The organism is Pyrinomonas methylaliphatogenes (assembly GCF_000820845.2).
Classification (GTDB): Bacteria; Acidobacteriota; Blastocatellia; order Pyrinomonadales; family Pyrinomonadaceae; genus Pyrinomonas; species Pyrinomonas methylaliphatogenes.
The window spans coordinates 206,497-219,340 of record NZ_CBXV010000001.1; the positions used below are offsets into that span (position 1 = coordinate 206,497).

The window sequence follows — 12,844 nt, forward strand, 5'->3', positions numbered from 1 at the left end:
TAACGTCAATTGCCCAAAGGTTTCGGCCCGAGCTGCGTTGGGCTTGCCGGCAGCTTGAAGCTCTCCGGCGGATCAGGATGATGCGGATCGAACGGGCGAACGTCGTTGGCCAAATAACGGACTAAATCCAGGTCGCTCCGCCTGATCCCTTCGATGACGGCGCGCGCAAGCTCGTATGCCCCGTAGGCGTTATGATGCGTATTGTCGCCCTCTTTGAAAGCGAGTTTAGAGCGTTCTGGCCCGAGCGCTTCGTAAAAAGCTTCGCTCATGGCGTTCAAATCGATCAGCGGCACGTTGAGCTCGCGCGCCACTTGGCGCATCGCCTTCGGGTAATCGCCGTGCGAGTTGATTATCTTGCCAGTCGCATCGAACGTTCGACGGTGGACCGGCGTGATGAGCACAGGGATCCCGCCGCGTTGGCGCGCCCTTTCGACGAAAAGGCGCAGCGCTTCTTTGTAGGTCGTAAACGGCCCGCCGCCTTTCTCCTTCTCATCGTTGTGGCCATATTGGATGAGCAGATAATCGCCCGGCTTCATCGCGCTTAGTACTTTGTCGAGCCGATGCGCGGCGAGCGAGCTGCGAAGCGATTCACCCGATTCGGCGTGATTGGCGATGGCGATTGCGGGACCGAAGAAGCGCGGAAGCATCTGGCCCCAACTGCTATATGGTTCGAGCGGTTGATCGCAGACGGTCGAATCGCCGAGCAGAAAGACGGTCGGAACATCGGCGCGGCTTATCTCGAGCGCGGCGATAGCCGGATGCTCGCCATTGAATTCGAGCGTCAATCTCTCGTCCCACGCCCACGCCTCGATCTCTTTTTCGCGCTCTTTCAATCGGACCTCGCCGTCGCCTGTGATGTGCGGCGTGCGAACGTTTACGACGAACTCTCGCGTCTGAAATTGGCCCGGAGCGGTCTCGACCCGTTCGAGCATCAAGCGGCGCAATTCGGCTTTGACGGTCGTCGCCGTCGCCTCCCTGGCATCGCCGAGGATGATCTTCACGCGATAGTTGCCTTCGGGAAGCGCGACCGAAAAGAAGAATGGGCGATCACTCGTGCAAAGATCACGGCGCAGATCATCTGGTCCACCGCGGTCCAAGCATGAGATGTGCGCTCCGGGTTCAAATCCATAACCGCGCCTCTTGCTGTACACGGTCGTCGGCAGAACTTGCGTATAACCGGAAGCGACCGGACCGGAACCGAAATCGAATTTGAGATGGAGCGGTCGCGTCGAAGCGCGGGCTTCGGCGAATGTGCTGGCGAGAAAGATGAACGCGATAAGAATGGTGCGCATCCTTTTGCTTCTCAAGGTAGAGCGCTTCCGTCTCGGCGCGAAGCTCGAAAGGGCAGCGCCTCGTTTTTGAGGCGCTGCCGCGTCTTAAAGTTACGGGGTCGCTGTGATCACCGTCGCAGCTTCTGCCAGTCCTTCCGCTTGGGCGCGCACGCGGATCGTGCCAGCGCGCCCCGTCGAGCGCACGATGACGAGGCAGAGGCCATTGAAGGCTCTCATCTCGTTCGCTTTAAACGGCATGTGGCTCGTCGCGTCGCCGTTCGCGACGGCGACGATCTCGCCCGGCCCGTCAATATGGAAGCGTATGAGATTGTGCGTGCGCGGGACCGTCAGTCCATCGCGGTCGGTGATGCGGACGGTGATGAAAGCGAGATCCTTGCGATCGGCGCGAATCCGCACGCGATCCGGGTTGAGAGAGACTCGCGCGGCTGGCCCGGTCGTGCGCACCGTAGTTTCGGCCCATTTCCGTCCGTTCTTGTAGGCGACGGCGCGCAAGCTCCCCGGCTCGTATACGACATCATCCCACCGTAACCGGTACTGGCCCGGCCCTTTCTTGCGCCGCCCGAGCGAGCGCCCGTTCAAGAAAAGCTCCACTTCGTCGCCCGACGTGTAAACGTGCACGGGCACGTTCTGACCGATTCGTTCGGGCCAGTTCCAGTGCGGCAGGATATGGACCATCGGAAGGTCTGGACGCCAGCGGGCTTGGTAGAGGTAGAAGCGATCCTTGGGGAAACCGCAAAGATCGATGATCCCGAAGTAGGAGCTGCGCGAGGGGACGCTGATCTTGCCACGCTCGCGCAACTCGCGCTCGGCACGCGCGCGCAATTCCGCGTCGGTGAAGGCGAGCATGGTGGTCGAGTCTCCGCCGTAAGGCGTCGGCTCGCCAAGATAGTCGAACCCGGTCCAGACGAATTCGCCTGCGACGAACGGATATTGATCTTGCGCCGCAAATTCGGTGTCAGGCGTCGTCGCCCAAGGTGGCGCGTAAAGGTCGTAGGAGCTGACTTGAAAATTGAAGAACCCTTTGCTTTTGTCGTCCGAAACAGGGAAGAAGTATTCGCCGCGGGAGCTGACGGTCGAAGCCGTCTCCGAGGCGACGAGCGGTATGTTTGGATTCGCTCGCCTGAACTTCCCGTACTCCATCGGTTTGTAGTTGTAGCCGAAAACATCGACTATCTTCTGAAAGCCGTTATAGCCGGCTTCCGTGAAGTTGCACGCTGCCGTCACGGGGCGCGTCGGATCTTCTTCGTGCGCGATGCGGACAAGCTCCGTGGCGATCTGGATGCCTTCGGGAGAATTCTGTTCGAGTATCTCGTTGCCGATGCTCCAGAGGATGATCGACGGATGGTTCCGGTCGCGTCGGAGTTGCGCGCGCCAATCCTTCTCGTGCCAATCATCGAACAGCAGATGGTAATCGTTCTCTTTCTTCCCGCGACGCCAGCAATCGAAAGCTTCATCCATCACGAGGAAACCCATGCGATCGCAGAGATCAAGCAGTTCCGGCGCCGGCGGATTGTGGCTCGTGCGGATGGCGTTAGCGCCCATCTCTTTGAGCAGCTCAAGCTGGCGTTCGAGAGCGCGCACGTTAAGCGCCGTGCCCAGCGGTCCGAGATCGTGATGGTTGCAGACGCCCTGAATCTTCACCCGCTTGCCGTTGAGCAAGAAGCCTTGTTGCGCATCGAAGCGGATCGTGCGCACGCCGAACCGCGTCTCGTACTCATCGACGGGGCGACCGTTCGCGATGACGGTCGTCACCGCGACGTAGAGATTCGGGTTCTCGATGCTCCACAGCTTGGGCGCGCGTATCTTGGCTTGCGCGACCGCGCTACCGTTCGCGCCGGAAGCGACGCTGATCTCGACCGGTTGCGCGACGGCGACCGTTGCCGGAAGCGGTCGGCCATCGGCTCCGAGTTGGTGAATGCGCGTCCTGATGGTGACAGCGGCGGGAGCGGGCGACGCGTTCGCGACCGTCACTTCGACGTTGACGGTGGCCGAGGTGGGCGAAACTTCCGGCGTCGTCACGTATGTCCCCCAGTGAGCGACATGCACGGGCCCCGTCTCGACCAGCCAGACGTTGCGGTAGATGCCGCCTCCCGGATACCAGCGCGAGCTTTCCGGCGGATTGTCCAGCCGTATGGCGAGGACGTTCTCGCGGCCCGGCTCAATGTATGGCGTCAGGTCCAAAGCGAACGAAGCGTAACCGTAGGGCCAGCCGCCGACGAACCGGCCGTTCAACCACACAAGCGCGTAGGCCATCGCGCCGTCTATCTCCAAAAGGAAACGCCGACCGTCGCTGGAGCGCGGGACGGTGAAATGCTTTCTATACCAACCGACTCCCCACCATGGGAGTTTGCCCGATTCTCCCGGATACTCCTGCTTGAAAGGTCCTTCGATCCCCCAATCGTGCGGGAGTTCGACCGGCTGCCAGTCGCGATCGTCGAAATCTGGGCGCGTGTAGGCGACCTCTTCCCCCAGATTGCCGCTCGGTCGCTCGCGCCTTTTCGTCGGATCGCGCGTAAATTCGTTGCCCGTCGCCAGCACCCACTCTTTGATCCGCGCGTAACTTAAGACGCCTTCCGCTCCGGGCGGATCGCCCTTGCGAAATCGCCAATCGGAATTGAAAGACACGCGCTCGCGTAAAACGGCGCCCTCTGCGCCCACGATGAGCAGAGCGATGACGAAAGCCGCTCGCCAGATTTTGGATACCGTCTCTTTCTTCACTTTTGAGCGCTCCTCCAACGTGACGATGGATCGAAAAGCGATCTCGAACAAAAACGATTCCGCGCCGTTTTGTCAAGATGTTCGCTCGCTGATCATGAGCGACGCGCGCGCCGTCAAGGGCGAGTGGCGCGCCGCGGCATCGGGCGATCGGGCGCTTCATCCACATCTGGACTGGCGGAGCGCTGGCGTTGGTAGCGAATCGAACCGTCGCCGTTTTCGCCAAGCGGTGGTCCGGCGTAGATGACGGCCAGTTCCGCGAGCGCTGCCGTCTGGTCATCGGCGAAGCCGGAGAGCGCAACCAGTTTCAGATGGCGCGTCGTGATCGTTTGCGCGAAAGCGATCCGCTGCGGCGCGAAGGTCGAGACCAGTTCGCCGCGCTTCACCTCATGCCAAGTCGCCCCATCGTCGCTCGCCAAAAGTAGATACTCGCGTATGTCGCCCTCGTGTTCGCGGTGATTCTGACGCGGCATAATGACGACTCCCGAGATGGCGGTCGGCGATGGGAAGCGGATCACTAGTTCGTGTGGATAAGGGTGCCGAGAGGAGAACCAGTACGTGTTCGGATCGCCATCTATCGCGCGAGCGGCATCGCCCTCGTCGGCGTGGGCTGTCGCGCCGAGTTTGCTCATGATGCGCGTGTCAAAGAGCAGCCCGCGTATGGCTGAAGCCGCGACGCTCACGCGCGGCTGAAAACGCGCGCTCGCCATGTAATCGAGCAATGAACGGCGCAGTTGACGCGCCGCCGGGCGCTCCGCCAGACGATCGATGAGGTCGATGGCGCTCACCAGCAAGCGACCGCGCCCGACGCGGCATTCGAAGATCACGCCGAGTTTGTAGTTCCGGTTCCAATCATCTATCGCGTAGACGACGGGTTCGAGTTCGCGCGGCAGCGAGTCGAGATTGATGGCGCGCACGCCGCGGATGAGATCCGCCCATTGCCAATCGAAATATGAGCGGGTCGGAAAGCGCGCGAAGGCCGGATGGCGTTCATCTATCCAGAGGCCGAGCATCCGACTCCAAGCCGGATTCATCTGCCGGTTCCAGAAGATCGGCACGACGTCGAGCGGCGGGCTGGTCCAGTCTAGATCGGCGACGCGCGGGATGAAGAGCACTTTGCCGCCTTCGGCAAGGCGCGTTTCCGCTTCTTCCCATGATCGCGTGATCAGAATGTCGCGCGGTGCGGTTGTGTCCACGCGCGCCGGATAGATCCAGAAATCCCAATCGTTCTCCGCTTGCGTGCCGCGCAATCCGACGATCAGCCGATAAGCGCGCGGCGCCGGAAACTTCGCCAGCTCAACCTCGATCTTGCCGAGCGGGATGTTCTTGCCGATGGGGATCGTGCGCTTCGGCCATTCGCCTTGCGCGACGATCTTGCCGTCGGAATCGGCGATCTTCCAATAGGGCGTCGCCTTTTCGAGCGGCGCCGGCCCATAATGGGCGATCTCCACATCAACCGCGAAAAGATCGTCGGTCGTGAAGACGCGACTTGGTAAACGGGCGAGCGGCACCGTCGGACCGCAGAAGCGACGGAACTCTTCCGCCGTCACATAGCCTTTCTGCTCCCAGAACGGATCGAGCACGCCGACGAGCGCCGTGCCTTGGCCCAAATAGTCATGCAGATCGAGCAGTTGAAAGCCGCTCAGCCCGGGCGTGCGCAAGTTGGCTTCGATCTCCTCTTTGTAGCACGCGAGTTGAAAGCGCCCGGAGGCGAAGGCGAAATCCTTGTCTTTCGCCAGAAGCCCATGCGCCGCCATCGACGCGCGAAAGATCTCGTAGTTGCCCGGGCGCAGATAGCCAGTGAACTTCTTGATCACGTCGTAATCTGGATAGGCGCTCCATTGACCCAGTTCATGCACGATCACGGGCACGTCAACGCCGCGCAACGAACGCGAGTAATCGAGCCCGAACCAAGCCGACGGGCCGCGCAGCATGTTCGGCCCGATGCGATGAACGGCCAAGTAATCGGCTCCCTTGACCGGTCCGGGCGCATCGATCAAAGACCACCCGGTGCCGGTCGTGTAGAGCCGGCGCGGATCTTCGCGCCTGAAATGCTCGACCCAGCGAGGCAAAGCCTCTTTCCATCTCCCGCTCGGCTCATTGCTCGGCGAAAGGAGCATGAACGATGGGTGATTCCCGTAAGCGCGAATCATCCGCTCGGTCTCTTCATAAAGCATGCGCTCCATCTCCGTGCCCGGGCTGATCGCGTTCCACATCCCGGCTTCCGGTTGCAGATAGAAACCTAGTTCATCCGCCGCGATGAAGGCCGCTTCCGGCGGACAGAAGGAGTGAAAGCGCATGTGATTCAGGCCCCAGGATTGACAGAGGCGGATGAGCCGCCGCCAGTACTCGACATCCGTCGGCGGATAACCGGTCAAAGGGAAATCCCCGCCGTGATGCGTCCCGCGAAAGATGATGGGGCGCCCGTTGAGCAAAAAGCGCGTGCCATCGGCGCGCAGGCTCCTCAGGCCGAAGGTCACTTGGCGCGTGTCGTCGGCCCCATCGCCCACAAGTCGCACGGTGAGCTTCTGCAACGCTGGGTTGAACTCATCCCACGTTTGCGCGTTCTGGTCCAACGCGATCTCAAGCTCGGCGCTCCCACCTTGGGCGCCCCACGAAGCCGGAACGCTCGCCCCGTTCACCGTGAGCGTGCCGGTGCCGGCCCGACCCGTGATGTTGCCGATCTGAACCTTGACGCGCGCTGAGCGCTTCTCGATATCGGGAAAGACCTGCACGTCGTCGAGCCACACGGGCGTCGTCGCCTGAAGCTCGATCCGCCCGACGATGCCGTTCCACGTCCCGCCCAGCGAATCGGAGACGCTGTGCGCGTCCGGGCGATAAGGCATGATCAACCGATTGTCGATGCGGATCGTCAAACGGTGTTTCCCAGTAGTTAACTGGCCGAGTTCGTAAACGTGCGGCGCGACCAAACTGCGGCAAGAACCGATCTCGCGATCGTCAAGCCAGACGGTCGTCTCCCAATGAGGCCGCTCCAGAAAGAGCGCGATCCGTTTCCCGGACCAGGCAGCGGGAATCTCTAGGTCGCGCTGATACCACGCCGGGCCAAGATAGTGGCGCGGCGGTTGCGCAAGAAAAGGCACGCGAACGTTGCCCGGTTGCGCCGCCGCCCGATACTCGGCGCGCAAGTACCAGTGGCGATCATAGAGCGACAGCACCCATGGCGTCGCCGTGCTGATCTCGTCGCCATAACCTTGCTCCTGAAGCGAGCCGGGAAGGCGGATCCGATCCGCAAGGTCGCGCGCAAACCAGCGCCCTTCGATGCCTTGGTCGTGCGGGTCGAGCGCGAATCGCCACGCGCCCGCCAGATCCAACCGCGCTTGGGCCGTCGAAGCGGATGCCGAAAGCAGGATCAGCGCGATGGATGCGAGAAACGGCGAAGAACGATAGGTCGGCATATCGATCCGTCATGAGGGGATGGTCGAGCTTAAAGATCATAATATCATCTTTCGAGATTATGACAAGTTCGCGCTCGCCGGTTCTGTGTTGAGATGATATCGTCATCTTATGATCTTGCAATTTCTCGCGCCTTGGCTATACTTGACCCTCGTTCAGCGAAAAGTCGAAGGGGGCCGAAACGGCTGGAGGATGATGGAGAGAGAGTTCAAGCATGTCAAATATCTGTGGCGCGACGAGGAGGTCGCCGGCCTTTCGCCGCTCGATCGGTTGGTCTATCGCTCAAATAAACTCGGCGAAGACATCACCCTGACCAACACGGGCGGCGGCAACACCTCGGCGAAGCTCATCGAGAGGGATCCGCTCACCGGCGAAGAGGTCGAGATCCTGTGGGTCAAGGGATCGGGCGGCGATCTCAGAACGGCCAAGCGCGACGGGTTCGCCTCGCTCTACTTGGACAAAGTGCGCGCGATGAAGGCGCTTTACCTTCGCCATCCGGAGCGCGGGCCGAAGACTCCCGTCGAAGATGCGATGTACCCGCTCTATGCGCATTGCGTCTACAATTTGAATCCGCGCGCCTGTTCGATCGACACGCCGCTTCACACTTTCGTCCCTTACAAGCATGTGGATCACTTGCATCCGAACGCCGTGATCGCGATTGCCGCCTCTGTCAATCAGGAGCGGCTGTGTCGCACAATTTACGGCGACGATGTGATCTACGTCCCGTGGCAGCGACCGGGTTTCGATCTCGGATTGAAGATCGAGCAGTTGATCAAGGATCATCCGCGCGCCCGCGGCGTCCTGCTCGGTCATCACGGCATGAGCTCCTGGAGCGATGATGACAAGACCTGTTACGAGACGGCGCTCGAGATCGTCGAGCGTGCGGCGCGCTATATCGCCGAGCGCGATCGCGGCGAGCGGACTTTCGGCGGTTTGAGGTACCGGCCCATCTCGGATGGCGAACGGCGCAGGATTCAGGTCGAGATCATCCCGTGGTTGCGCGGGCAGCTTTCGGTTGAAAGGCGTTTCGTCGCGACGGTGCAGGATGATGAGCGGGCGCTGTGGTTTGTCAACAGCGTCGAGGGGCCGCGATTGGCCGAACTCGGCACGTCATGCCCGGACCATTTCCTGCGGACTAAGATCAAGCCCCTATTTGTCGATTGGGATCCCGAAAGCGGCGACGTCGAACGCTTGAAGGGCTTGCTCGGCGAGGGGCTTGAGCGATATCGGCGCGACTATGCGGCTTACTATAACCGTTGTCGGCGTCCAGATTCGCCGCCGATGCGCGATCCCAATCCGACAGTGATCTTGATCCCCGGACTCGGCATGATCGCTTGGGGCAAGAACAAGAGCGAGTCGCGCATGACGGCGGAGTTCTACAATTGCGCCATCGAGGTGATGCGCGGCGCTGAGGCGATCGACGAATACGAAGCGCTCGATGAGCAGGAAGCCTTTGACATCGAGTATTGGTCATTAGAAGAGGCCAAGCTCCGCCGTCTGCCGCCGGAGAAGGAGTTAGATCGGCAAGTGGCCGTCATCATCGGCGCCGGTTCCGGCATCGGGCGGGCGGCGGCGCACCGTCTATCGAAGGAAGGGGCGCACGTCGTCTGCGTGGATTTGGATGAAGAGGCGGCCCAGCGCACGGCGCAGGAGATCGTCGCCGTGCGCGGCGAAGGGCTCGGCGTCGCCGGTTCAGGGATCAGCGGTTGCGGGCCGGCGATCGGTTTGCGGTGTGATCTGACGGATCGGCGCACGATCGCGCGCGCCTTTGAAGACGCGATCCTCGCCTTTGGCGGGATAGATGCGGTCATCGTCACGGCGGGCATCTTCGTCCCGCCGGACCGGGCCGGGCGCGTCTCGGATGAGGATTGGGCGCGCACCTTCGCCATCAACGTCACGGGCGCGTACATCGTCGCCGACGAAGCGCGACGGGTCTTCGAGCGGCAGAGTTTGAAGGGCGGGAGCATCGTTTTGACGACGAGCGCCAACGCTGTCGTCGCGAAGAAGGGAAGTTTGGCGTATGACGCGAGCAAAGCGGCGGCCAACCATCTCGTGCGCGAGTTAGCCGTTGAGCTTGCGCCGCTCGTGCGCGTCAACGCGGTGGCGCCGGCCACGGTCGTCCGTGGAAGCGCGATGTTCCCGCGCGATCGGGTCATCGCTTCGCTGGCGAAGTACGGGATTCCGTTTGATGAGAGCGAGTCAACCGATGTCTTGCGCGAGAAGTTGGCGAACTTCTACGCGCAACGGTCGTTGCTTAACGTGCCGATCGAGCCGGAGGATCAGGCCGAGGCGATCTTCTTGCTCGTCTCCGCGCGCCTTGGCAAAACGACTGGGCACATCATTCCGGTCGATGGCGGTTTGCAGGATGGGTTCTTGCGCTAGTGATCTTCGCGTCTTGGAGGAGACCGTATGGGATTCGAGATCGACGATGAGTTCATCGCGAAGCAGAATCGCAAGCTGGAAGCGGAGCTGGAAACCGATTATGCGCACCTCGGCGAGGTGTTGCGCCGCAGAGGGATCGATATCGAAGAGGTGACGAAGAGGGCGCAAGCGTTTCGCGTCGCGTTGCCTTCATGGGGCGTGGGCACGGGTGGGACGCGCTTTGCCCGTTTCCCGGGGCCGGGCGAGCCGCGCGACATCTACGACAAGCTGGAAGATTGCGCGACCATCTTCAAGCTCGTGCGCGTGACGCCGTCGGTTTCGCTTCACATCCCGTGGGATAAGGCGGACGATCTGCGCGCTTTGCGCGAATTTGCCTCTTCGCGCGGCCTCAGCTTCGATGCGATGAACTCGAACACGTTTCAGGACCAACCGGACCAGCGGCTCTCTTACAAGTTCGGTAGCCTCACGCATCCCGATCGCGCCGTGCGCGAACAGGCGATCGCGCACAACATCGAATGTATAGAGATAGGCCGAGCCTTGGGATCGCGCGCGCTGACCGTTTGGATAGGCGATGGGGGAAACTTCCCCGGGCAGATAGACTTTCGGCGCGCGCTCGAACGCTATCTTGAGAGCATGGGCGAGATCTACGCCGCCCTGCCCGATGATTGGCGCCTCTTTATCGAATATAAGCTTTATGAGCCGGCCTTCTATTCGACCGTCATCAATGATTGGGGGACGGCTTACTACTGCGCGTGCCGTTTGGGCGAGAAGGCCTTCTGTCTCGTCGATCTGGGGCATCATGCGCCGAATTCGAACGTCGAGATGATCGTCGCGCGCCTCGTTCAATTTGGCAAGCTCGGCGGGTTCCATTTCAACGACAGCAAATACGGCGATGATGATCTCGATGCGGGTTCGATCAAGCCTTTTCAGCTCTTCCTCATCTTCAACGAACTGGTCGCTGCCGAGCTTGAAGGGGCATCGGGATTCGATCCGAGCTACATGATCGACGAGTCGCACAACGTGACCGATCCTATCGAATCGTTGATGATGAGCGCGATGGAGATCGTGCGCGCTTACGTGCAAGCCACGCTCGTCGAACGCGAAGCGCTCCGCGAAGCGCAAGACGCTTGCGACGCGATCGCCGCGCTGGCGACGCTCAAGCGCGCCTTCAACACGGATGTGACGCCGATTCTGGCGATGGCACGGCGACGCGCGGGCGGCGCGATCGACCCGATCGCCGTCTATCGCGCGAGCAACTATCGTCAGCGCAAAGCGGAAGAGCGCCCGGTCAGCAAGGGGACGTTCGCTGGAATAGTCTGAGCGCATTTCAAAAGCGCGCCGGTCAGAGAAGCTTAAATCTTCAGGTCGTTCATGCGTGGCGCGCCAGCCGTTGCTAGAAGGGCGCGGGATGCTTTCGCTCATTGAACCTTTTCTGCTGATCGGCAAAGTGTGAAGATGGGTGAAGATGCGTTGCACATCGCCGTCGATCTCGGGGCCGGTAGCGGGCGCGTCTTCCTCGTCCGCTTCGGAGAGGAGGAGTTGAGGCTCGATGAGGTGCGGCGGTTCCACTATCCGCCGGTGGAGTCCGAGGGCCATTTGCGGTGGGATCTTCTGCGCATCTTCGACGAGATCAAAGCTGGAATCCATGCTGCCGCTTCGCGCGCGCGCCATTCGCATCGCCCCATCTCGAGCATCGGCGTTGATAGTTGGGGCGTCGATTACGGCCTTGTAGATGCCGATGGGCAATTGGTCGAGCTTCCGGTCTGCTATCGTGACGCGCGCACGCGCGGCGTGATGGAAGAGGTCTTCGCGCAGGTGCCGCGCGCCGAGATCTTCGCCCGCACTGGGATACAGTTCCTTCCGTTTAATACGCTTTTTCAGCTCTACGCGCACGCGCGCGAAGGGTTGCCGAAGGGCGCGCGCAAGTTGTTGTTGATCCCCGATCTCATTAATCTCTTTCTGACCGGGCGCGCGGCGAGCGAATGGACCAACGCGACGACGACGCAATTGGTCAATGCGCGCACGCGCGCATGGGATCGGGAGCTGGCGGAGAGGCTGGATCTTCCGGTCCAGCTGCTGGCTGAAATCGTCCCCGCGGGGACTGACTTAGGGCGATTGAAGAAGGGATTGGCCGATGAGCTAGGGTGCGGTGATGTGCGCATCGTCGCTCCGGCCACGCACGATACTGGAAGCGCGGTCGTCGGCACGCCGCTCGAAGAAGGCTGGGCCTATATCTCTTCGGGGACGTGGTCGTTGGTCGGCGTCGAACTGGACCAGCCATTGATCAACGACGATGTGGCGCGCTGCAATCTGACCAACGAAGGCGGAGCATTCGGGACCGTTCGCTTTCTGAAGAACGTGATGGGGCTGTGGATCTTCGAAAGGTGCCGCGCCGAGTGGGGCGGTGGAGATTACGGCGCGCTGCTTCGCGAAGTGTCGGAGATCGATGAGCCCGTGCCACTCATCTTCCCCGATGATGGGCGGTTTCTCAATCCGCCGAGCATGTTGGAGGCGATCCGCGCGCAGCTCGAAGAGACGGGGCAACGCGCGGCGTCGGAACCGGCGGTGGTTGCCAAGACGGTGCTCGATTCCTTGGCTTTGCGTTACGCTTCGGTTCTGCGCGTGATCGAGCGTCTGACCGGAAGGCGGATCTCCGGAGTGCGGATCGTCGGCGGCGGAAGTCGCAACGACTATCTCAATCAAGCGACGGCGAATGCGACCGGTTTGCCCATCATCGCTGGTCCGGTGGAGGCGACCGTCATCGGCAATGCGGCGGTGCAAGCGATCTTTGCCGGTCGTTTCCCTTCGCTCGCGGAAGCGCGGCGGCATGTTGCGCGGCATTGCGAGGCGAGGGAGTTTGCGCCGCGCGAGGGGTGGGATGAAGCGAGGCGCCTTTACGCCGAGGTCGAGGCGCGATACGAAATGGCGAATGAAAGCGCGGCGCGTTGAGCGCCATCGGTGAGGATCACCAAGCGATCGCTAGCTTGCGAGACAGGATCAGGCATCATCGGCAAGGGGATTGGCAACCCGCTTGCGACCGG

At 61.4% G+C, this 12,844-nt stretch carries 6 protein-coding genes; 3 read left to right on the plus strand and 3 right to left on the minus strand.

Annotated elements, in window-relative coordinates:
- Positions 1-5 precede the first annotated feature (5 nt).
- The 3 genes from PYK22_RS00820 to PYK22_RS00830 form a co-directional block, all read right to left on the minus strand.
- Positions 6-1,292 carry a rhamnogalacturonan acetylesterase gene (locus PYK22_RS00820; protein ID WP_041973200.1) on the minus strand — a complete coding sequence of 429 codons (1,287 nt, stop codon included), beginning with the start codon at positions 1,290-1,292 and terminating at the stop codon, positions 6-8.
- Positions 1,293-1,382: 90 nt separating this feature from the next.
- Complete coding sequence (gene galB, locus PYK22_RS00825; RefSeq protein WP_211197569.1) at positions 1,383-4,010, minus strand: beta-galactosidase GalB; 2,628 nt, start codon at positions 4,008-4,010, stop codon at positions 1,383-1,385.
- Between the two features lie 113 nt (positions 4,011-4,123).
- On the minus strand, positions 4,124-7,423 hold the full coding sequence (locus PYK22_RS00830; RefSeq protein ID WP_060635186.1) for a discoidin domain-containing protein: 3,300 nt from the start codon (positions 7,421-7,423) through the stop codon (positions 4,124-4,126).
- A 193-nt stretch (positions 7,424-7,616) separates the two neighbouring features.
- Between PYK22_RS00830 and PYK22_RS00835 the strand changes: the two genes are divergently transcribed.
- From PYK22_RS00835 to PYK22_RS00845, 3 genes are all read left to right on the plus strand, one after another.
- Positions 7,617-9,803, plus strand: a complete 2,187-nt coding sequence (locus PYK22_RS00835) for a bifunctional rhamnulose-1-phosphate aldolase/short-chain dehydrogenase (protein ID WP_041973631.1) — start codon at positions 7,617-7,619, stop codon at positions 9,801-9,803.
- Positions 9,804-9,830: 27 nt separating this feature from the next.
- A complete protein-coding gene (gene rhaI / locus PYK22_RS00840) occupies positions 9,831-11,123 on the plus strand; it encodes an L-rhamnose catabolism isomerase (protein ID WP_041973202.1) in 1,293 nt (430 codons plus the stop codon).
- A gap of 135 nt (positions 11,124-11,258) precedes the next feature.
- Entirely contained in the window at positions 11,259-12,752 is a 1,494-nt protein-coding gene (locus PYK22_RS00845; protein ID WP_041973204.1) for a rhamnulokinase, read from the plus strand.
- The last annotated feature ends 92 nt before the right edge of the window (positions 12,753-12,844 follow it).

Coding starts and splice junctions, on each gene's coding strand:
- PYK22_RS00820 (WP_041973200.1), bottom strand. CDS start 1,292: ATGCGCACCATTCTTATCGCGTTCATCTTTCTCGCCAGCACATTCGCC.
- PYK22_RS00830 (WP_060635186.1), bottom strand. CDS start 7,423: ATGCCGACCTATCGTTCTTCGCCGTTTCTCGCATCCATCGCGCTGATC.
- PYK22_RS00835 (WP_041973631.1), top strand. CDS start 7,617: ATGGAGAGAGAGTTCAAGCATGTCAAATATCTGTGGCGCGACGAGGAG.
- rhaI (WP_041973202.1), top strand. CDS start 9,831: ATGGGATTCGAGATCGACGATGAGTTCATCGCGAAGCAGAATCGCAAG.
- PYK22_RS00845 (WP_041973204.1), top strand. CDS start 11,259: ATGGGTGAAGATGCGTTGCACATCGCCGTCGATCTCGGGGCCGGTAGC.